General features: G+C 71.1%; 19 protein-coding genes. 13 read left to right on the top strand and 6 right to left on the bottom strand.

Annotation, left to right across the window (positions count from 1 at the left end; translation table 11 throughout):
* The first annotated feature begins 7 nt into the window (after window positions 1–7).
* Window positions 8–1,045, top strand: a complete 1,038-nt coding sequence (locus IAG44_RS18610; RefSeq protein WP_187752753.1) for a helix-turn-helix transcriptional regulator — start codon at window positions 8–10, stop codon at window positions 1,043–1,045.
* Here IAG44_RS18610 and IAG44_RS18605 read toward each other — a convergent pair.
* The 4 genes from IAG44_RS18605 to IAG44_RS18590 are packed head-to-tail and all read right to left on the bottom strand — an operon-like array spanning window position 1,008 to window position 4,966.
* Window positions 1,008–1,994, bottom strand: a complete 987-nt coding sequence (locus IAG44_RS18605; RefSeq protein WP_187748227.1) for a helix-turn-helix transcriptional regulator — start codon at window positions 1,992–1,994, stop codon at window positions 1,008–1,010. The two genes, IAG44_RS18610 and IAG44_RS18605, sit on opposite strands and share 38 nt — an antisense overlap.
* Window positions 1,991–2,974, bottom strand: a complete 984-nt coding sequence (locus IAG44_RS18600) for a helix-turn-helix domain-containing protein (RefSeq protein WP_187748226.1) — start codon at window positions 2,972–2,974, stop codon at window positions 1,991–1,993. Before IAG44_RS18600 ends, IAG44_RS18605 begins: the two co-directional genes overlap by 4 nt.
* On the bottom strand, window positions 2,971–3,948 hold the full coding sequence (locus IAG44_RS18595; protein WP_187748225.1) for a helix-turn-helix transcriptional regulator: 978 nt from the start codon (window positions 3,946–3,948) through the stop codon (window positions 2,971–2,973). The genes IAG44_RS18600 and IAG44_RS18595 overlap by 4 nt, the downstream gene beginning before the upstream one ends.
* Before the next feature lie 7 nt (window positions 3,949–3,955).
* Window positions 3,956–4,966, bottom strand: coding sequence for a helix-turn-helix transcriptional regulator (locus IAG44_RS18590; RefSeq protein ID WP_246561842.1), 1,011 nt, complete (start codon window positions 4,964–4,966; stop codon window positions 3,956–3,958).
* Between the two features lie 103 nt (window positions 4,967–5,069).
* On the opposite strand from IAG44_RS18590, the gene IAG44_RS18585 reads away from it, so the two are divergent.
* Together IAG44_RS18585 and IAG44_RS18580 are read left to right on the top strand one after the other, a co-directional pair.
* Entirely contained in the window at window positions 5,070–5,282 is a 213-nt protein-coding gene (locus tag IAG44_RS18585) for a hypothetical protein (RefSeq protein ID WP_246561839.1), read from the top strand.
* Entirely contained in the window at window positions 5,279–5,614 is a 336-nt protein-coding gene (locus IAG44_RS18580) for a Rieske (2Fe-2S) protein (RefSeq protein ID WP_187748223.1), read from the top strand. Before IAG44_RS18585 ends, IAG44_RS18580 begins: the two co-directional genes overlap by 4 nt.
* 166 nt (window positions 5,615–5,780) lie before the next feature.
* On the opposite strand, the gene IAG44_RS18575 is transcribed toward IAG44_RS18580, so the two are convergent.
* On the bottom strand, window positions 5,781–6,194 hold the full coding sequence (locus IAG44_RS18575; protein WP_187748222.1) for a pyridoxamine 5'-phosphate oxidase family protein: 414 nt from the start codon (window positions 6,192–6,194) through the stop codon (window positions 5,781–5,783).
* A gap of 194 nt (window positions 6,195–6,388) precedes the next feature.
* Between IAG44_RS18575 and clpB the strand changes: the two genes are divergently transcribed.
* Window positions 6,389–8,986, top strand: a complete 2,598-nt coding sequence (clpB, locus tag IAG44_RS18570; RefSeq protein ID WP_187752751.1) for an ATP-dependent chaperone ClpB — start codon at window positions 6,389–6,391, stop codon at window positions 8,984–8,986.
* A 268-nt stretch (window positions 8,987–9,254) separates the two neighbouring features.
* Window positions 9,255–9,782, top strand: a complete 528-nt coding sequence (locus IAG44_RS18565; protein WP_187748221.1) for a YbjN domain-containing protein — start codon at window positions 9,255–9,257, stop codon at window positions 9,780–9,782.
* 881 nt (window positions 9,783–10,663) lie between these two features.
* Here the strand turns inward: IAG44_RS18565 and IAG44_RS18560 are convergent.
* Window positions 10,664–11,860 carry a pyridoxal phosphate-dependent aminotransferase gene (locus tag IAG44_RS18560; RefSeq protein WP_187748220.1) on the bottom strand — a complete coding sequence of 399 codons (1,197 nt, stop codon included), beginning with the start codon at window positions 11,858–11,860 and terminating at the stop codon, window positions 10,664–10,666.
* 150 nt (window positions 11,861–12,010) lie between these two features.
* Between IAG44_RS18560 and IAG44_RS44285 the strand changes: the two genes are divergently transcribed.
* The 8 genes from IAG44_RS44285 (at window position 12,011) to IAG44_RS18520 (ending at window position 21,277) form a co-directional block, all read left to right on the top strand.
* Window positions 12,011–12,331 carry a hypothetical protein gene (locus IAG44_RS44285; RefSeq protein WP_187748219.1) on the top strand — a complete coding sequence of 107 codons (321 nt, stop codon included), beginning with the start codon at window positions 12,011–12,013 and terminating at the stop codon, window positions 12,329–12,331.
* A 423-nt stretch (window positions 12,332–12,754) separates the two neighbouring features.
* Window positions 12,755–13,270: a DUF2617 family protein gene (locus IAG44_RS18550; protein WP_187748218.1), complete on the top strand. Its 516-nt coding sequence runs from the start codon at window positions 12,755–12,757 to the stop codon at window positions 13,268–13,270.
* Window positions 13,271–13,548: 278 nt separating this feature from the next.
* The gene (locus tag IAG44_RS18545) at window positions 13,549–15,189 is read left to right on the top strand and encodes a polyamine aminopropyltransferase (protein WP_187748217.1); all 1,641 of its coding nucleotides are present in this window, start codon (window positions 13,549–13,551) and stop codon (window positions 15,187–15,189) included.
* 200 nt (window positions 15,190–15,389) lie between these two features.
* Window positions 15,390–16,253, top strand: a complete 864-nt coding sequence (locus IAG44_RS18540) for an SRPBCC family protein (protein ID WP_187748216.1) — start codon at window positions 15,390–15,392, stop codon at window positions 16,251–16,253.
* A gap of 146 nt (window positions 16,254–16,399) precedes the next feature.
* Complete coding sequence (locus IAG44_RS18535) at window positions 16,400–17,188, top strand: aldose epimerase family protein (RefSeq protein ID WP_187748215.1); 789 nt, start codon at window positions 16,400–16,402, stop codon at window positions 17,186–17,188.
* A 108-nt stretch (window positions 17,189–17,296) separates the two neighbouring features.
* On the top strand, window positions 17,297–17,845 hold the full coding sequence (gene pyrE, locus IAG44_RS18530) for an orotate phosphoribosyltransferase (RefSeq protein ID WP_187748214.1): 549 nt from the start codon (window positions 17,297–17,299) through the stop codon (window positions 17,843–17,845).
* Window positions 17,846–17,986: 141 nt separating this feature from the next.
* Entirely contained in the window at window positions 17,987–19,018 is a 1,032-nt protein-coding gene (gene fbaA, locus IAG44_RS18525; protein WP_187748213.1) for a class II fructose-bisphosphate aldolase, read from the top strand.
* 273 nt (window positions 19,019–19,291) lie between these two features.
* Entirely contained in the window at window positions 19,292–21,277 is a 1,986-nt protein-coding gene (locus IAG44_RS18520) for a WD40 repeat domain-containing protein (protein ID WP_187748212.1), read from the top strand.
* Window positions 21,278–21,342: the final 65 nt, after the last annotated feature.

The raw sequence follows: 21,342 nt of genomic DNA, 5'->3' as shown, positions 1-21,342 counted from the left end.
ATGGACGATGACCGGGCACGGGACGGAGGACCATCCGCACGGTGCCGACCGGCTGTGCGAGGCCGGTGACCGCGTCTACTCCCGCGCCGTGCGCCGCGGCCGGGTCCCGCGCGCCGACGTCGAGCAGGCGCCCTGCCTCCTCGAACTCGCCCTGCTGCACCCCGATCCCGACGACATGGACTGGCTCGTCCCCACGGCGCCGCAGGAGGTCATGACGCGGCTGCTGCACGGGCTGTACGACGAGGTCAGCGCGAGCCGGCGGCGGATGGGCGCCGCGGTCGCCGCGTTCGAGTGGTACGCCGGGCTCGGCGGCCCGCTCGGCGCGCCCGGCGAGGGCACGGCGCTGCGCGTCCTGGACGGGGCGTCCCGGATCCAGGCGGCGCTGGACGAGGCGACCGACGCGTGCACGACCGAGGTGCTGACCGTCCAGCCCGGCGGGATCCGGCGCGAGCACGAGCTCTCCGAGGGGCTGCACCGGGCGATGTCCCTGCGGGCGCGGGGAGTTCGGATGCGGGACCTCTACAACCACGTCGCCCGGCACGGCCAGGGGCTGCTGACCTACCTCGACCTGATGGGCGACGCGGTCGAGGCGCGGACCCTCGACGAGGTCACCGACCGGCTCATGGTCTTCGACCGCGCCGTCGCCTTCATACCCGCCAACGCCGAGCGCACGATGGCCCTCGAACTGCGGCACCCCGCGCTCATCACCTACCTCGTCACCGTCTTCGAACGCCTCTGGCGCCTCGCGATCCCCCTCGCCGCGCCGATCCCCGCGCCCGCCGTCGAAGGCGTCTCCCACCGCGAGCAGTCCATCGCCGCGCTCCTCGCCGAGGGGCACCAGGACGCCGTCATCGCCGAGCGCCTCGGCATCAGCGTCCGGACCTGCCGGGCCCATATCGCCCGCCTCTCCGAGACGTTGGGGGCGGCCAGCCGCACGCAACTCGGCGTGCGGATCGCGCAGGTCGGGCTGGTGGGGGGTGGAGGGTCCTACGACGCCGGGAGGGGCGTCACCCTTCCTGGTCAAGGATTCCCGACTGGCCGATGAGGTAGCCGAGTTGGGCCCTGCTGTCGCTGCCGAGGGTGGCGGCGAGTTTGGCGATGTGTTCGCGGGCGGTGCGGATGTTGAGGCCGAGGCGGGTGGCGATCACGGCGTCGGTGTGGCCTTCGATGAGGAGGGCGGCGATGGCGCGTTGGCGGGGGGTGACCGCGTCGGGCGTCGTGCGTTCGACGGCGGGTCCGGGGTAGAGGGGGGTGGCGAGGCGCCACAGGCGGTCGAAGGTGGTCGTCAGGTACTTGATGACGGCCGCGTGCCGGACCTCCACGGCCAGGTTGTTGTCCTCGCTGGCCGGGATGAAGGCGACGGCGCGGTCGACGGCGATCAGGCGGTCCGTGACCTCGTCCAGCGTGCGGCAGGCGGTGTCGCCGTGCAGCCGTTCGTGCAGGGCGCGGATCGAGGGGGCGCTGCGCATCGTGTGCTGGTAGAGGGTGCGGATGCGGCAGCCCCGGTCGAGTGCGGCCTGGTCGCGGAGGACCGACACCGCGCGGGCGGTCTCCACGGCGGGGCCGTGGAGGTTCGTGTTGGGCTGGATGGTCAGGATCTCGACGGTGGCCTCGGCCATGGCGTCCGTGATGGCCTGGTTGATCCGGTTCTTGCCGCTGAGCAGGGTGATCGCCGGGGCGCTGACCGCCGACGGGTCCGCGTCGAACCGCACCAACTTCTCGAACATCTCCGCCAGTTGGTGTTCACGTCGGCGCTCGTCCGCGATGCGCCGCGCCGAGCGCCGGAGCATGCGGTGCAGGGCGAGGGTGGGGGAGACGGGCTCCAGCCTGGTCAGGTCGCCCACGGCGGGGTGCAGCAGTCCCATGTCGACCAGGCACGGAGCCGCCGTCGCCGCCGCAGCCGGTATGTGCCCTTCCTCCAGCGCTCGTTCGTACAACTCCGCTCCGGGCGCGCAGAGTTCCTCCGTCCCGTGGGGCGGGTGGGACGCTGTCATGCTTCGGTTTCCTTCTTCCTCAGAATCCCCGACTCACCGATCAGGTAGCCGAGTTGAGCCCTGCTGTCGCTGCCGAGGATGGTGGCCAGCTTGGCTATGTGGACGCGGGCGGTGCGGATGTTCATGCCGAGGCGGTCGGCGATGACGGCATCGGTGTGGCCTTCGACGAGGAGGGCGGCGATGGCGCGCTGGCGGGGGGTGATGCCGCTGAGCGGGGTGGGGTGGACGGTCTCGGGGTGCATGGGGGTGGCGAGGCGCCAGAGACGGTCGAAGGTGGTGGCGAAGTAGCTGAGCAGCGCCGGGTGGCGGACTTCGAGGGCGAGGGCGCGGCTCTTGTCGGCGGGGACGAAGGCGACCGTACGGTCGATGAGGATGAGGCGGTCGGTGACCTCGTCCAGGGTGCGCGCCTCGACGTCACCGCTCAACTGCTCGTACCGGGCGAGGGTTTCGGGTATGTGGCGCTGGGTGTGTTGGTAGAGCGTGCGGATCCGGCCGCCGCGGTCGAGCAGCGCCTGGTCGCGCTCCAGGGCCAGGCCGACCGTCCGCGGGTGGCGGTCGGGGGACGGCTGGATGGCGAGGAGTTCCCCGGAGGCGGCGGCCATCGCCGTGGAGATCGCGGAGTTGATCCGGTCCCGGCCGCTCAGCAACTCGATCCCGGCGGCGTCCATGGCACCGCCGTCCGGCAGGGCCAGCGTGAGGAGCGGTGCGAAGCTCTCCGCCAACCGCTCGCCCTGTCTGCGCCGTTGGGCGATGTCGTCGTCGACCGTGCGCTGCAGGCGGGAGAGCGCGAGGACGGGCGGTACGGGTCTCAGCAGGCGGGCGTCTTCCAGGTCGGGCCGCAGGAGCCCGGCTTGGAGCAGGCAGGGCAGTAACTCGGCGCAGGACGCCGGGACTTGTTCCCCGCGCAGGGCGCGGGCGTACAACTCCAGTCCCGCCTTGCACAGTTCCTCCACTCCGTGGGGCGGGTGGGGCACCGTCATGTGTCGGTTTCCTTCTGCTTCAGGATTCCGGACTCGCCGATGAGGTAGCCGAGTTGGGCCCTGCTGTCGCTGCCCAGAGCCGCGGCGAGTTTCGCTATGTGTTCGCGGGCGGTGCGGATGTTCATGCCGAGACGTTCCGCGATCACGGCGTCCGTGTGGCCCTCGACCAGGAGTACGGCGATGGCACGCTGACGGGCGGTGACACCGTCGGACGAGGGCTGCTGGGTGGCCTCGGGGTACATCGGGGTGGCCAGCCGCCACAGGCGGTCGAACGTCGTCGCCAGGTAGGCGGCCGTGGGGCGGTGTCGGATCTGTACCGCCATCGTACGTTCGGGGTTGGCCGGGATGAAGGCGATCGCCCGGTCCAGGACGATGAGGCGGTCGGGGACCTCGTCGAGGGTGCGCACCTGCACGTCGCCGGCGAGCAGTTCGTAATGGGCGAGCACGGCGGGGTCGTGGCGGGTCGTGTGCTGGTACAGCGTGCGCATGCGGCCGCCCCGGGAAAGCATCTCCTGCTCCTTGGGGAGGGCCAGGGCCAAGGAGGAGACGGGGCGCTTGCCGCCGGGCTGGATCGTGAGGATCTCGTCCGAGGAGCGGAGCATGGCCTCCCTGATCGTGTCGTCGATCCGGTCGAGGCCGTCCAGCAGGGTGAAGCCGGTGGGGTGCGCGGTGTCGGGGTGCCCGGCGGCCAGGGCCAGGAGGGGTTCGAAGGACGCGGTCAGCCGGGCCTCGTGCTGCCGGCGCTCGGCGATCTCCCGTGCGATGCCGTGCAGGAGCCGGGGGAGGGCCAGCGCGGGCGGCAGGGGACGGAGCCAGCCGGGGGCGTCCAGGCTCGGGACGAGCAGGCCGGTGGCGGTCAGGCAGGGGGCGGGGCCGGCGTCCGCCTGCCGTATGCGGTGCTCGCGCAGGGCGCGGGCGTAGAGCGCCAGGCCCGCTTCGCAGACTTCCTCGGTGTCGTGCCGGTGTGCTCCCATCGTGACCTCAGTGCTCTTGGTCCAGGATGCCGGACTGCGCGATGAAGTAGCCGAGCTGGGCTCTGCTGCCGCTGCCCAGAGCGGTGGCGAGTTTGGCGATGTGCGCGCGGCAGGTGCGTACGTTTATGCCCAGGCGGCGGGCGATCGCCTCGTCCACGTGCCCCTCGACGAGGAGTTTCGCGATGGAGTGCTGGATGTCCGTGATGCCGTCCGGGGCGGTTTCGTACGGAGCGCCGGCGCTCAGTGGAACCGCGCGGTTCCACATGAACTCGAACACCTTGATCAGGTAGCGGACGAGCCCTGGGTGGCGGAGTTCGAGGGCGACCTGACCGTCGTCGCGCGTGGGGATGAAGGCCACGGTCTCATCGCAGATGATCAGGCGCTCGACGAGCTCGTCTATGGTCCGGTACTCCACTTTGCCGTCGGAGAACTGGGCGACGTAGGCGAGCGTCTCGGGGCTGTAGCGGGCCGGATGCTGGTAGAGGGTCCGGATGCGGCAGCCCCGTTCGATCAGGGGGCGGTCCCGGTCCAGCGCCTTGGAGAGGGTCTGTTCGAGGCGGCGGCGGCTCGGCTGGACGGTGAGCATTTCGTTCTGGCACTGCGCGGTGGCCAGGTCCAGTGCCGCGTTGATCCTGTCGATACCTTCCAGCACGGTGATCGAGTGGGTGCTGGACGACGACTGCGCACTGATGGTCATGAACGGCTCAAAAGCGTCGGCCAGCTCGATCGATTTCCGCCGCCTTTGGGTGATCTCGTGCTCGATGGGGTTGAGCCGCTGGGCCAGCGCGACGGAAGGGAGCACCGGACGGAGCCAATTGGCGTCGTCAGGGTCTGGATGAAGGAGGGCGAACTCCATCAAACAGGGAGCCGGCTCCACGTCTGTGCGGGAGATGCGCCCTATGCGGAGAGCGTTCCCGTAGATCCGCCGACCGTCCTCGCATAGCTCAGTCAGTGCATGAGGATGTGTCCGCTTGGTCTCATTTGTCGTCAAATCTCCACCCCCCAGGGTCCTGAACATGCAGGAACATGATGCATCGTTTGTGTGGCCACGACGTGCCGGAATGGGCCATCGTCGTAACCAACGGGGAGAGGTGACCTTTCAAATGAGGACGAAGCCGACTATGTATAAGAAGAAGCTTCGATTGGTGCTCGTCACCGTCTTCTCCGCAGTGGCGGCCTTCGGGATGCTGAATGGACTCGCGGAGGCGAAGGGAAGTGTGACGGCCGACAGCAGCTGGCGCTCAGGTGTCACTGTCGCGGCCGTCGACGACAGCAGTTGGGTGATCGTGGCGTCCAGCGTCCCTGGCGACAGCAGCTGGGCCGTACCGTCGTGACCACCCCACCCGACGACCGCTCCTTCCGCCGCGAAATGGCCACCGCCTACCGCTCCGGCTGGCACTTCATCGACCTGGTCACCGCCATCCCCCACAGTGGTGACTCGTTGATGGTGACGGTGTTCGGCGAGCCGGTGGTGGTCACGCGGGACGAGGACGGGGACGTGCGGGCGTACCGGTGTCTGCGGCGGCCGCGGGGCGCGCCGCAGCCGGTGCAGTGTGCCATCCGGTACGGAATGATTTTTGTGAACCTTGATCGACGAGACCACCGGCTGACGGACGCGGAGCCCCCCACCTCGCGGACTGTTTCAGCCACCCCCCGCAGTGCCTGACGCGATTCCCCCGTCGTAAAAGATCGCTCAGGTGCTTCCCCCCGCAGCGGCGTCACCGTGACCTGAACACGGTGACGCCGCTGTGTTTTGTGCCGACATTTCATGATGTGCGGCGATCTCCCGGATGGCTGGAAACCGCCTCCGCACCCTCAGGGAGTTCTCGGGGTCACCCTCGCCCCATGGCTCGCGTCAGTGTGATCTCGATCACCACGCGCTCGGGGTTCGGTGACGGCGTCCGTCCGTACCGCTCGGCGTAACGCCGCTCGGCGTCGGCCACCCGCTCCGGCTCGCCGCGGACGACGGCCCGCCCCTCCAGCGTCGCCCAGCGTGCCCGGTCCACCTGGCAGACGGCGACGAGTGCCCCCTGTTCTCCGGCGGCCAGCACGTTGCGCACCTTCCTGCTGCCCCGGCTCGCGATCACTCGTGCGAGCCGGTTCTCGGGGTCGTAGGTGACCCCTACGGGTACGACGTGCGGGGTGCCGTCGGGTCGTGGTGTCGTGAGGGTGCACAGGTGGTATTCGCGCCAGAAGTCGAGGTAGGCGGGGTCCGGTGCGTCCAGGTCCTGGGGGTGGGCTGCCATGGCGTGAATCTAGCCGCTCCCGGCGGATTCCCTCCCCGCTCCACCTTGAGTGGAATAGACTCAACTTTGTGGACGTTGCTCTAGTCAGCAACAAGTTCGCACCCGTCATGCCCGTAGTACCCGTAGTACCTGCTAAGGCCCGTAGTACCCGTAGTACCCGTAGTACTCCAGGACGCAAGGAGGAGACCCCGACCGTGGACGCAGAGCTGACCAACCGGAGCCGGGACGCGATCAACGCGGCGAGCAGCCGTGCCGTGTCCGAGGGGCACCCCGATCTCACCCCCGCACACCTGCTCCTGGCTCTGCTCGCCGGGCAGGACAACGAGAACATCACCGACCTGCTGGCCGCCGTCGCCGCGGACCAGGCCGCCGTGCGCCAGGGCGCGGAGCAGGTCCTCGCCTCCCTCCCGAGGGTTACGGGGTCCACAGTGGCCCCGCCGCAGCCCAACCGCGACCTGCTCGCCGTGATCGCCGACGCCCAGAGCCGCGCCGCCGACCTCGGGGACGAGTACCTGTCCACCGAGCACCTGCTGATCGGCATCGCCGACAAGGGCGGCCAGGCCGGCGACGTCCTCACCCGGCAGGGCGCCACCGCGAAGAAGCTGCTGGAGGCGTTCCGCAAGGCGCGCGGTGGCCGGCGCGTCACCTCCGCCGACCCCGAGGGCTCGTACAAGGCGCTGGAGAAGTTCGGCACCGACTTCACCGCCGCCGCCCGCGAGGGCAAGCTCGACCCGGTCATCGGCCGCGACCAGGAGATCCGCCGCGTCGTCCAGGTGCTGTCGCGCCGCACCAAGAACAACCCGGTCCTCATCGGCGAGCCCGGTGTCGGCAAGACGGCCGTCGTCGAAGGGCTCGCGCAGCGCATCGTGAAGGGTGACGTCCCCGAGTCCCTGAAGGACAAGCGGCTCGTCTCCCTCGACCTCGGTGCGATGGTCGCGGGCGCCAAGTACCGCGGCGAGTTCGAGGAGCGGCTGAAGACCGTACTGGCCGAGATCAAGGAGTCGGACGGTCAAGTCATCACGTTCATCGACGAGTTGCACACCGTCGTCGGCGCCGGCGCGGGCGGCGACTCCGCCATGGACGCCGGCAACATGCTCAAGCCGATGCTCGCGCGCGGCGAACTGCGCATGGTCGGCGCCACCACGCTCGACGAGTACCGCGAACGCATCGAGAAGGACCCGGCGTTGGAGCGCCGCTTCCAGCAAGTCCTCGTCGCCGAACCGTCGGTGGAGGACACGATCGCCATCCTCCGTGGCCTGAAGGGCCGTTACGAGGCCCACCACAAGGTCCAGATCGCCGACAGCGCGCTCGTCGCCGCCGCGACCCTCTCCGACCGCTACATCACCTCCCGCTTCCTGCCCGACAAGGCCATCGACCTCGTCGACGAGGCGGCCTCCCGGCTGCGCATGGAGATCGACTCCTCGCCCGTCGAGATCGACGAACTCCAGCGCGCCGTCGACCGGTTGAGGATGGAGGAGCTGGCCCTCAGCAAGGAGACCGACGCCGCCTCCCGTGAGCGCCTGGACCGGCTGCGCCGCGACCTCGCCGACAAGGAGGAGGAGCTGCGCGGCCTCAACGCCCGCTGGGAGAAGGAGAAGCAGTCCCTCAACCGGGTCGGTGAACTCAAGGAAAAACTCGACGAGTTGCGGGGCCAGGCCGAACGCGCCCAGCGCGACGGCGACTTCGACACCGCCTCCAAGCTGCTGTACGGCGAGATCCCCACGCTGGAACGGGACTTGGAGGAGGCGTCGGCCGCCGAGGAGGAGGCCGCCCGCGACACCATGGTCAAGGAGGAGGTCGGCCCCGACGACATCGCCGACGTCGTCGGCTCCTGGACCGGCATCCCCGCCGGGCGCCTGCTGGAGGGCGAGACCCAGAAACTCCTGCGCATGGAAGCCGAGTTGGGGCGCCGTCTGATCGGCCAGACCGAGGCGGTCCAGGCGGTCTCCGACGCGGTGCGGCGCTCGCGCGCGGGCATCGCCGACCCCGACCGTCCCACCGGGTCCTTCCTCTTCCTCGGTCCGACCGGCGTCGGCAAGACCGAACTCGCCAAGGCCCTCGCGGACTTCCTCTTCGACGACGAGCGGGCGATGGTCCGCATCGACATGTCCGAGTACGGCGAGAAGCACAGCGTGGCCCGGCTGGTCGGCGCGCCTCCCGGCTACGTCGGCTACGAGGAGGGTGGCCAGCTCACCGAGGCCGTGCGCCGGCGCCCGTACACCGTCGTCCTCCTCGACGAGGTCGAGAAGGCCCACCCCGAGGTCTTCGACGTCCTCCTCCAGGTGCTGGACGACGGGCGCCTGACGGATGGTCAGGGCCGCACCGTCGACTTCCGGAACACGATTCTGGTGCTGACGTCCAACCTGGGCAGTCAGTTCCTCGTCGACCCGCTCACCAGCGAGCACGAGAAGCGCGAGCAGGTCCTGGAGGTCGTGCGGACGTCCTTCAAGCCGGAGTTCCTGAACCGGCTGGACGACCTCGTCGTCTTCTCCGCCCTCTCGCAGGACGAGCTGGCGCACATCGCGCGGCTCCAGATCGACCGGCTCGCCCGGCGCCTCGCCGACCGCCGGCTCACCCTGGAGGTCTCCGAGGAAGCCCTCGCCTGGCTCGCGACCGAGGGCAACGACCCCGCGTACGGTGCGCGGCCGCTGCGCCGTCTCGTCCAGACCGCCATCGGCGACCGGCTCGCCAAGGAGATCCTGTCCGGGGAGGTCAAGGACGGGGACACAGTGCGGGTGGACGCGTTCGGGGACGGGCTGATCGTGGGGCCTGCTTCGGGGAAGCGGTTGTAGTTGTAGGGGTAGGGGCTGTCGGGGGCGGAGAGTCAGGGATGGGGTGCCGGGCGGGGCGTTCGGCGGAGGGGCGGGCCGTAGTACCCGTAATACCTGCGCCGTCCGCAATGCCTGCGCCGTCCGCCCCTCCCGCCGGGCTCTGCCCGCCCCCGATGTTCAGGCCCCGGTCGGTTCCTGTCAGCCGAGGGCTGACAGGGTCCGGTGGGGGTTGCCAGTGCCCGCCCCGCATGGGGGAGGATGGCGGCATCCGTACGAAGGGAAAAACACGGTGAGCATCGACCCGTCCTCGATTCCGAACTTCGGGGGCCAGCCCGAGCCGCAGCCCCAAGGACCGGCGGGCCCCGTCGTCCCGGACCAGGACCTCGTGAAGCAGCTCCTCGACCAGATGGAGCTGAAGTACGTCGTCGACGACGAGGGCGACCTCGCGGCGCCGTGGGAGCAGTTCCGCACGTACTTCATGTTCCGCGGGGAGGGCGAGCAGCAGGTCTACTCGGTGCGGACCTTCTTCGACCGGCCCCACCAGATCGACGACAAGCTCCAGCTCCTGGAGGCGATCGACGACTGGAACCGCCGCACGCTGTGGCCCAAGGTCTACACGCACACCCACGAGGACGGCACGGTCCGCCTCATCGGCGAGACCCAGATGCTGATCGGCGCGGGCGTGAACATCGAGTTCTTCGTCTCCTCCACGGTCAGCTGGGTCCGCGCCGCCATCGAGTTCGACAAGTGGCTCGTGGAACAGCTCGGCCTGGAGGAAGAGGTCGACGAGGCGGAGAAGCCGCAGGACGACCAGTAGGACCCGAGAGCCACGGGCACGACCCGAGGACTACAGGCAGGACCTGAGAGCTACGGGACGTGCACCCCGTACGACCCGTAGACCTCCCGGCCCACACGCGAACGAGAGCCCGACCAGGACCGCGACCACCACGGCCGCGAGCCCCGGCCGGGCTCTCGCCGTCCGCACCAGGTGCCGCGCGAACCGCAGCGGCCTCTCTCCGAAGTCGAACCGCGACCCCCATAGGCGCTGCACCTCGAAGTAGCCCCTTGGCGGGTCCCCCTTCCGCATCCCACCCACAAGACGTACGCGACCCACCCCAGCGGTGCGACGACGATCTCCGTCCACAGCCTGTGGGAAACGCGTCCTCGCTCGGCCCGCCCCACGCCCGGCACAGGCACACCCCCGACGCGCCCTCGCGCGCGCACGCCCGACCCCGACGCCTTCCCGACGCGCCCCCGCGCCGACGCCCTGGCCGGCACCCCGGGGCCGCACCCCCCACTTCCCGCCGCCCCGCACCGGCATCCGGCCCCGCCCCCGCGCGCGTGCCCCCAGCCCCGCCCGCGCACCGTCTCCCACACCCCGCGGCGGCGGCCACGGCGGGACCGCGCAGACGGCACACCACGGCGTGGATCCCGCAGGCGGCGACCGTGGCCGCCCAGGACACCAGGAAGCCCGCAGTGCCGCCGCTGAGGGGCGTCACGGCGGTCACGGCGCGGACGGAGCGCCGGGTACAGCGGGAAGCACGTCAGACCGTTGTGGACGACGCCGGGGCCGAAGCGCAGGACGCGCCCGTAGCCGTGCGCGGCGATCCCCAGGTACCACCGGGAGTCCCACGAGTGCCCGAGCACCGTCAGCGGCTGCCTGCCGACCGCCCCCGCGCGCGACCATGGGGGCCCGGCTCAGGTGGCGAGTGCCTTGAGGCGAGAAACGGCCTCCTGGAGCACGCCCGTCTGCTTGCAGAAGGCGAACCGGACGAACGGCGCCCCCTGGTCGCGGTGGTCGTAGAAGACCGCGTTGGGGATGGCGACGACGCCCGCGCGCTCGGGCAGGGAGCGGCAGAAGGCGAAGCCGTCGCTCTCGCCGAGGGGGCGGATGTCGGTGGTGACGAAGTAGGTGCCGGCCGGGGTGAACACGTCGAAACCGGCCTCCTTGAGGCCCGCCGACAGCAGGTCCCGCTTGGCGCGCATGTCCGCGCGGAAGGACGCGAAGTACGCCTCGGGGAGCGCGAGCGCTTCGGCGACCGCGTACTGGAAGGGGCCCGAGGAGACGTACGTGAGGAACTGCTTGGCCGAGCGGACGGCCGTCGTCAGCGCGGGGGAGGCGGTCACCCAGCCGACCTTCCAGCCGGTGAAGGAGAACGTCTTCCCGGCGGACCCGATGGTCACCGTGCGCTCGCGCATGCCCGGGAGGGTCGCCAGTGGGATGTGCTCCGCGTCGTCGTAGACCAGGTGCTCGTAGACCTCGTCCGTGACGACGAGCAGGTCCCGTTCCACCGCGAGTTCGGCGATCGCGGTGAGCTCCGCGCGCGTGAGGACCGTTCCGGTCGGATTGTGCGGCGTGTTGATCAGAAGCAGTCGCGTCGAGTCGGTGACCGCGTCACGCAGCTCGTCGAGGTCCAGGCGGAAGCGGGCCGCCTCGGGGTCCGGGCGCAGGGTCACGGGGACCCGGCGGGCGCCCGCCATGGCGATGCAGGCGGCGTACGAGTCGTAGTAGGGCTCCAGGGCCACCACCTCGTCGCCGGGCTCCAGGAGCGCCAGCAGGGTCGCCGCGATGGCCTCCGTGGCGCCGGCCGTCACCAGGACCTCGGTGTCCGGGTCGAACGACAGGCCGTAGCGCGCGCTCTGGTGGGCGGCGACGGCCCGGCGCAGCTCGGGCACCCCCGGACCCGGCGGGTACTGGTTGCCGCGCCCGTCGCGCAGCGCGCGTACCGCCGCCTCGCGGACCTCCTCGGGGCCGTCGGTGTCGGGGAAGCCCTGACCGAGGTTGATGGCGCCCGTGCGCACCGCGAGAGCCGACATCTCGGCGAAGATCGTCGTCCCGAACTCGGCGAGCCGGCGGTTGAGGAAGGGGCGTGCGCTGCTGGTCATGCCCGTCATCCTGCGCCCAAGCTCTTGACTTCCTCAAGTGTGCTTTGGCAGGTGAGACGGCCGGGCATCCCCAGGTCACGCACCGCACGCACGGTGCGCGAGGCGCCCACGGGGGGCCGCTTCGGGGGACTTGTGAGAAGCGGAAGGAGGGTGATCGTCATGCCCATGGCAATCGGCATCATCCTGCTCGTTCTGTTCGTGACGCTGCTCTTGGTGGCGCTGGTCAGCCGCCGCCGTCAGGAGCGGGCCGCCATGCGGGCGCGCCGCGCGCGACGGCGGACGTACAGCGGGAGCAGCGCGGCCGGTGGTGACGGCGGCGGCGGCGCGAGCGGCGACAGCGGCAGCAGCTGGTGGATCTTCGGCGGCGGGGGCGACTCGGGAGGGCACCACGGGGGTCACTCCTGCGGGGGAGGCTCGTCCTGCGGCGGGGGTAGCTCCTGCGGGGGAGGCGGGGGTGGTGGCTGCGGCGGAGGCAGCTGACACGGGGCAGCCGAGCTTCGCCCGGAGCCAAGCTCCTCAGGGGTACGGGGTCTCCCCTAAGGGAACCCCGGCGGGGCCCGAGGGGCTACCGCAGAGGGACGCCCGCCGCGCGGCGACACGCGGCGGGCGTCCTCGTATGTGACGTACGCCCCGCGTACGCATGGCCCGCCCGGCGTACGCCGTAGTTGTACAGTTGAGCTGTGGTGCCCCCTGAGGGATGGAAACCCCACGAAGTTGGGTAAAAACGCTGTGGCGGGACCGCAGTTCATGATTCCCTCTAAATCACCAACGCAGCCCCTCGGACCCCTCGGACATCCCACGCGGACGTCCTCTCAGACCGGGCCGACCGGGGCCGGGCCCCGGAGTCGACCGGGGCGCGCCGGACCTACCCGCTTCTTCCTCGCGTGCTTGCGGAGCCGATCCATGCTCACGACCCTGACCACCTCCTACACCGACACGCGCGCGGCCGACCTCGCCTGGGCCCTGGGGCGCGAGCCACTGCCGGCGCTGGCCACGCTCGACCTCGAACTGTCCGGTGCCCGACTCCAGTTGAGGCTCCTCGGCGCCTCGCACCAGGTGCTGCTGGAGGAGGAGCAGAGCTCCTGCTCGGAGACGGTCGCCTGCATCCCCGGCAGCAGCACCCCGCTCCCGCTCGGCGTGGCCAAACGCGTCGGCGACTGGGAGTACGAGTTCGCCGCCCGCGTCGAGGTGCTGTCCCCCGGCCAGTTCGCGGGCCGCGCCCAGGAACTCCTCGCGCTCGTCTCCGACCACCCGCACGGCCTCGCGGGCGTCTTCCCGGGCAGCCCGCACGCCTTCACCGCGCTGCTCGCCCAGCGGGTGGACGGGCACGTGCACTGGCGGACCTGGCACGCGTACCCGCAGGACGGGCAGCTGGTGGCCACCCGGACGCGGGTCGGGGTACGAGTACCTGTGGGGTAGGGGGCGTACCTCTGGAGGAGTGCCCCTGAAGAGGCACCCCTGAAGGAGTACCCCTGGCGAGGTGCCCCTGGAGGACTACCCCTGGCGAGGTGCCTCCCGCGCGGTACCCCTTCGGGTGTACCCCCTGAAGCGCCGCACCTCCCTCACTCACACGGGTGGAGCAGCCCCCTCGGACCCCCTCCCGACCCCCCTGCGTAAACCCAACGGACCACTCCGGCCCCCGGTTTCACGCGTGTGGGTGACAAGGCGTGCCAGGGCCGTGACGTAACGTCGCAGTCGTGATCGAACCGCACGTACCCGCGCCCCCCGGTGCCCCGCCTCTGTGGGGAGGCCGGGCCCCGCTGCCCGTCCGGCCCGCGACGGGGCGGTTCCTGGTGCTGGCCTGCGTGTTCGTGTGCGCCGCGTGCGGGCTGGTCTACGAACTCGAACTCGTCGCGCTGGCCTCGTACTTGATGGGCGACTCGGTCACGCAGGCGTCCGTCGTGCTGTCCGTCATGGTGTTCGCCATGGGCATCGGCTCGCTCGCCGCCAAACGCCTGCGCAACCTCGCCGCCGCCGGCTTCTGCGCGGTCGAGGCGACGCTCGCGCTGATCGGCGGGTGCAGCGCGATGGCCCTGTACGCCGTGTTCGCCTGGACCGGCGACTGGGGCGGCATGTGGGCGAACGGCCCGCGCGTGCTGCTCGTCGCCTTCTCCCTCGCCATCGGCCTGCTGATCGGCGCCGAGGTCCCCCTCCTGATGGAGCTGATCCAGCGCATCCGCCGCCAGGACGCGGGCGGCGCGGTCGCCGACCTCTTCGCCGCGGACTACGTCGGCGCGCTGGTCGGCGGCCTCGCCTTCCCCTTCCTCCTCCTGCCGTTCCTGGGCCAGCTGACGAGTTCGCTGCTCACCGGCGCCGTCAACGTCGTCGCGGGCAGCGCGCTGATCCTCGGGCTGTTCCGGCGCGACCTGACCCGCCGGGCGCGCTGGCTGCTGCTGGTGGCCAACGTGACCGTGCTCGGCGTCCTCGCCGCCGCGGCCGTCCTGGTCGACGACTTCGAGCGGGCCGCCCGGCAGGCGGTCTACGGGGACGACGTCCGCGTGGCTCTCCAGACCGACGTGCAGGAACTGGTCCTTACCGGGGGTACTCCGGGGCATCCCCTAGGGCTCTATCTGGACGGCCGGCTGCGCGTCGGGGGGCGGGACGAGCGCAGGTATCACGAGGCGCTGGTCCATCCCGCGATGTACGGGTCGCACGCGCGCGTCCTGGTCCTCGGGGGCGGTGACGGGCTCGCCGCGCGCGAAGTCCTCACCCACCCCGGCGTACGGCGCGTCGACATCGTCGACCTCGACGCGGGCCTCGTCCGCCTCGCGCGCACCGACCCCGCGCTCTCCCGCCTCGGCGGCCACGCCCTCGGCGACCCCCGCGTCCACGTCACCATCGGGGACGCGTTCCACGTCCTGCGCACGACGCGCCCGCGCACGTACGACGTCGTCGTCGCCGACCTGCCCGACCCGGGGATCACCGCCAGCACGAAGCTGTACTCGGAGGAGTTCTACGGCCTCGCCCGGCGCTCCCTCGCGCCCGGCGGCCGCCTCGTCGTCCACGCGGGACCGCTGACCAGTCGGTCGCGGGTCTACTGGACGGTCGACGCGACCATGCGCGCGGCGGGCCTGCGGACGACGCCCTACCGGGTGACCGGCCGCGACGCCGGGTTCGCCGCCGGCCCCGACCGGACGACCGCGCGCTCGCGGGCGCCGAAGGACTGGGGGTTCCTGCTGGCCTCGGCGGGGCCCCGGTCCCCCGTCCTCGCGCTCGACCCCCGGGCGCCGCGACCGCGGACGCTCGGCCCGGAGGAACTGGCGGCGGACGCGTCGGCGGCGGAGGCGACGCGGGTGAAGGGGGTGCCGGTATCGACGCTGGTCCATCCGAGGTACTAGGGGGAGCAGGGCGGGGGTGGTGTTTCGGGGCGGGCAGGTCCGGGGCCGTGCGCCCCGTACGTCGGATGCGTGATCCGGCAATCGCCGGGGCTGCCCGTCCAGCACCTTCCCGGCCTGCCCGCTCCCGCCTGTCGGCGCGGCGGAGCGAATCCCCCTTCGCGAGGGTGCTTTTCCCGGACCGGTGGGTAGGCTCCACCGACATGGAGCAAGAGGTGTTCGTTCCGGTTCCGGCGGAGCGGCTGCGAGCGGCCCTCGCCGACCCCGCGCAGGTGGCCCGCGCGGTCCCCGGCCTCCAGCAGGACGCGGGGACGCCCCCCATCGCCGGCCGGCTGAAAGTCCGGGTCGGCAGCCACACGATCACCTACCGGGGCACGGCCCAGGTCGCGCCAGCCCCGGGCGGCACGTACACGGTCCGCGCCGACGCGGCAGAGGCGAGGGGCACCGGCAAGGTCCACCTCGCGCTCACCCTCGCTCTCACCGAGACCCCTACGGGTACCAACCTGAGGTTCACCGGCACCGCGCGGGCCGACGGCAGGGTCACGGAACTCCCGCAGGAGACGGTCGCGGCGGCGGTCGCCCGCCTCCTGAACCGCTTCGGGGGGAACCTGGGTATTACGGGTACGGGGTCGCAGGAGCGGCACCCGGGCGATCCGGAGCAGCACCCCGGCGCATCGGAACAGCCCCCGGGCCAGGAACCCCGGCCGGAGCCGAAACAGACCCCGGCCCCGGAACCCGCCCCCGAGCGGGCGTCGGAACACCCCCTCCCGCCCACGATTTTCGAGACCGACATCCCCCCGTCGTCCCTGGAACCTCTGGACGCCCTGGACCCGCTGGACCCCGCGACCCCCTCGGAACCCCCGGCGGAGGCCGCCCATGCCCGCCGGACGATGATCGGCAGAAGCGCGGAAGAGGTCGACCACGCCCCGCCGCGAGGCCGCTACGCCCCGGTCCCCGCACCGCAGGCGCTCACCCCGGCGAACACCCTGCGCTGGGCCGCCCCGGCGGCGGCGCTCGCGGTGGTGTCGGCGGTGGTGGTCGGCCGAGCCTTGCGCAGGCGCCGCTGAGGCGTGCGGACGGCGCCGCCCCCCCCCGCGTGACGCCCGCCCCCCGCGTGACGCCCGCGCGCCCTCACCGGCGCGACCCGTACATCAACCACCCCCTGCCCCCACCACCCCGTGAGACCCGTAGTCCCCCAGTACTGTCATCCCTTGTGAGCAACGAAGAGATCACACTGACCGCCGGCTCCGCACAGGCGACCGTGCACCCCGCCAACGGCGCCCGCGTGGCCTCCCTCAAGGTCGACGGCGTCGAACTCCTGCGCCAGGGCGAGAAGTTCGGCTGCTTCCCGATGGTCCCGTGGTGCGGCCGGATCAGGGACGGGAAGTTCCGCGACGGCGGTACGACGCACCAGATGCCGCTCAACGCCCCGCCGCACGCCATTCACGGCACCGCCCGGGGCGGCGCCTGGAACGTCGCCCGCGTCTCGGCGGACGAGGCGGTCCTGACGTACGACCTCGTGGCTCCCTGGCCCTACCCCGGACGTATCACCCAGGTCTTCGCCCTGGCCGAGGACGCCCTGACCCTCACGATGGCGGTGGAGACGTACGGGGACTCCTTCCCGGCGCAGATCGGCTGGCACCCGTGGTTCAACAGGAACCTGGGAGGTACGGACGTACAGCTCGCGTTCGACCCCGCCTGGCAGGAGGAGCGCGGCGACGACCACCTCCCCACCGGCAACCGGATCGACCGCAAGCCCGGCCCCTGGGACGACTGCTTCGGCATGCCGGACGGCGTGGACGTGACGCTGACCTGGCCCGAGCGGCTTGAGCTGAAGGTCACCAGCCGCGAGAAGTGGGTCGTCGTGTACGACGAGCAGGAGCCCGCCGTGTGCGTGGAGCCCCAGACCGGCCCGCCCAACGGCCTGAGCACCCACCCCCGGCTGGTCACCCCGGTGGACCCGCTGGAGGCGTCGACGACATGGACCTGGCGGCGCCTGTAGTACCCGTACGACCTGAGAGCCACGACCCCCGAGACCCTCGGGACCCGGACATGCCCGCGCCCCGAGGCCCGGACAGGCACCGCACCCCGGCGCCCTAAGCTGTTCGCCATGACGGACGTACGCGCTGAGCTGCTGCAACAGATCAAGGACAAGGCCGTGGTGCACGGCAGGGTCACCCTCTCCTCGGGCCTGGAGGCGGACTACTACGTCGACCTGCGCCGCGTCACCCTGGACGGCGAGGCCGCCCCGCTGGTCGGCCAGGTGCTGCTGGACCTGACGGCGGAGCTGGAGTTCGACGCGGTGGGCGGGCTGACCATGGGCGCCGACCCGGTCGCGACGTCGATGCTGCACGCCGCCGCCGCGCGCGGACAGAAGCTCGACGCGTTCGTCGTCCGCAAGGCCGCGAAGGCGCACGGTATGCAGCGGCAGGTCGAGGGCCCGGAGATCCGCGGGCGGCGCGTGCTGGTCGTCGAGGACACCTCGACGACCGGCGGCTCCCCGCTGACGGCGGTGGAGGCGGTGCGCGCGGCGGGCGCCGAGGTCGTGGCCGTCGCGACGATCGTCGACCGGGCGACCGGCGCCGCCGAGAAGATCCAGGAGGGCGCGGGCGTGCCGTACCTGTTCGCCTTCTCCAAGGACGAGCTGGGCCTGGACTGATACCTGAGACGTAGCCGGTTACACCTTCCGGAGCAGCGGGCCATGTCTGGAAAGATGGGCATGACGACGACGTCATACCCAAGGTCTAGGTCAGGGCCGTAGTACGAAGATCGCCAACCCGCACACCCAAGGAGCGGACAGATGCCCATCGCAACCCCCGAGGTCTACAACGAGATGCTCGACCGGGCGAAGGCAGGCAAGTTCGCCTACCCGGCCATCAACGTCACCTCGACCCAGACCCTGCACGCGGCGCTGCGCGGCTTCGCCGAGGCGGAGAGCGACGGCATCATCCAGATCTCCACGGGCGGCGCGGAGTTCCTGGGCGGCCAGTACAGCAAGGACATGGTGACCGGCGCGGTCGCGCTCGCCGAGTTCGCGCACGTCGTCGCCGAGAAGTACCCGGTCACGGTCGCGCTGCACACCGACCACTGCCCGAAGGACAAGCTCGACGGGTACGTCCGTCCGCTGCTCGCGGTCTCCGAGGAGCGCGTGAAGGCCGGCCGCAACCCGCTGTTCCAGTCGCACATGTGGGACGGCTCGGCGGAGACGCTGGCCGACAACCTGGCCATCGCCCAGGAACTGCTCGCCCGCGCCGCCGCCGCGAAGATCATCCTTGAGGTGGAGATCACCCCGACCGGCGGCGAGGAGGACGGCGTCTCGCACGAGATCAACGACTCCCTCTACACGACGGTCGACGACGCGATCCGCACGGTCGAGGCGCTGGGCCTCGGCGAGAAGGGCCGCTACCTGCTCGCCGCGTCGTTCGGCAACGTGCACGGCGTCTACAAGCCGGGCAACGTCGTGCTCCGCCCCGACCTGCTGAAGGAGCTGAACGAGGGCGTCGCCGCCAAGTTCGGCAGGCCGGCCGGTTCGCAGCCGTTCGACTTCGTCTTCCACGGCGGCTCCGGCTCCTCCGAGGAGGAGATCGCGACCGCGCTGGAGAACGGCGTCATCAAGATGAACCTCGACACGGACACGCAGTACGCCTTCACGCGTCCGGTCGCGGCCCACATGTTCCAGAACTACGACGGCGTCCTGAAGGTCGACGGCGAGGTCGGCTCCAAGAAGACCTACGACCCCCGTACCTGGGGCAAGCTGGCCGAGGCGGGCATGGCGGCGCGGGTCGTCGAGGCCACGCAGAACCTGCGGTCGGCGGGGACGCGGATCAAGTAGTCGCCCGTAGGTACTACGGGTATGACGGGCGAGGCTCGGTGACTGTCCCCCAGGGGACGGCACCGGGCCTTTCCCGTACCCCCTGAGAGGGATGAGGCGGTACGGGTCGGTGCGGGGCGGGTGCGGCGGTCGTGTCGATGGAGCCCGTGTGGGAATCCCGTGGACGGATTGTCATAGCCATGCAATAGGCTGCGGTCACCGCGCCCCGGTTCTCGGGGTATGCCCCAACTCGCGGGGCAGCGAAGACCATTGGGGGGTCTTTTCATCGTGTTCGTGCGTAAGCGCACTCTTTCGACCGCGACCGCGCTCGCGGTTCTCGTCAGCTCCGCCGCGCTGGTCGTGGGGACGGCCGGCTCGGCCGCGGCGGACAGCAGCAAGGTGCTCCCGCTGAAGTCCGCGGGCGACATCGTGGTGGACGGCGTCCACCGCAAGGTCTTCGTCAGCGACCCCGTCACCGGGCGGGTCGTCGCGACGGACTACTCCGGCAACGTGCTCACCACCGTGCCCGAGCTGTACGGCGTCACCGGGCTCGCCCTGTCCGCCGACTCGGGCCGGCTGTACGCGGCCGTCCCGAGCGTCGACTCGATCGTCGAGTTCGACACCACGACGGTCACCGAGAACGCCCGCTACGCCACCGGCGAGGGCACCGACCCGCAGTTCCTCGCCCTCGCGGGCGGCAAGATCTGGTTCGGGTACGGCAGCGAGTCCGACGGCTCGATCGGCTCGCTCGACGTCAGCGGCGCCGAGCCCGTCGTCGCCCTCGACCAGGACGCCGAGACGGAGTACTCCGGCGCCCCGCGGCTGGCCGTCTCGCCGGTGAACCCGAACACCGTCGCGGCCGCCGGGTCGTACTACCACCGGTTCGCCCTCGCGACGTACGACGTGACGACGGGCACCGCGACCCGTACGTCCCGTAATACCACCGCGCTCTCCGGGCAGACCAACGACCTCGCGTACACCCCGGACGGCACCCGGCTGATCACCGCCAACCCCGGCAACGTGCACCACGTCTGGCAGGCGTCCGACCTCACCGAGACCGGTACCTACGCCAGCACCGAGCACGGCACGTCGGTCGCGATCGCCCCGGACGGCACCGTCGCCGCGGGCTCCGACGCCCCGTACGGCAAGGACGTCTTCGTCTACCGCCCGGGTCAGACCACGGCCGTCCGGAACTACGACTTCCCGGTGACGGGTACGACGTCCGCCGGCGACGGCCTCGTCAACGGCGGACTCGCCTGGGAGCCGGGCGGCAGCCGCCTGTTCGCGGTCACCGACAACTGGGACAGCAACGTCCGGCTGCACGTCCTGGACGAGCCGACGAAGTCCGCGCCGACCGTCGCCGTCAAGGCGCCGGCCACGGGCGCGCTCGGCAAGGCGCTCACCGTCTCCGGTACGGTCTCGGGGTCACTCTCACTGCCTACGGGTACCCCCCTGACCGTGACCCGGTACGACTCCGAGTCCCCCAAGGGCAAGTCCCTGGGGACGAAGAAGCTGGCCGCGAAGGGGGCGTTCTCCTTTACGGACACCCCGGCCGTCGCCGGGAACGTCACCTACAAGGTCGCGTACGCCGGAGGTACTACGCACTCGGCCGCGTCCGGGTCCGCGCTCGTCAAGGTCGCGTACAACAAGACGGCCGTGAAGATCGACCGCAACAACACGACCGTCAACTACGGCACCAACGTGACGTACACGGCGACGCTCGGCGCGACGTACAAGAACCGCACCGTCGAGATCTGGGCCGACCCGTGGGGTCCGGAGCCGAAGCGGCTGCTCAAGCGGGGCAAGGTCAACGCCAAGGGTCAGTTGGCGACGACGCTGCGGATGACCCGTGACACCACGGTCAGCGCGCTCTTCACCGGCGACGCCCGCTACGGCAGGGCCGAGGCCAAGTCCGGCGTGCGCACGCGCGCGGGCGTGACCACCTCGCTGTCGCGCCACTACAAGTGGACCAAGATCGGCAAGACGCAGTACCAGACGTTCCGCCAGTCGGCCGACCCGCTGATCACCACCTGGATCAACGCCTACCCCGGGCGGCACACGCGCCTCGACCTGGAGATCTACTACCAGGGTCGCTGGTACGCGGACGGCTCCCAGTTCTTCGAGCTGGACAGCACCGGCAAGGCGTACGTGCAGATGGACGGCGACGGCGCCGCCGGGTACCGGTTCCGCGTGCGGTCGGTGTACGTGGACGGCTACAACGGGGACATCGCCAACACGACCTCGTACGGGGCGTGGAAGTACTTCAACTTCACGAAGTGATACCTCGCGGGTAGCCCGCGCGGTACCACCTCGGAGGTAACTCCTCCGGCCGAGCCCGGTGCCCT

Origin of the sequence: Streptomyces roseirectus, from assembly GCF_014489635.1 — a bacterium.
In the GTDB taxonomy this organism is placed as follows: Bacteria; Actinomycetota; Actinomycetes; order Streptomycetales; family Streptomycetaceae; genus Streptomyces; species Streptomyces roseirectus.
The sequence above is the reverse complement of the archived record's forward strand: the minus strand, read 5'-3'. Positions and strand labels throughout refer to the sequence as shown.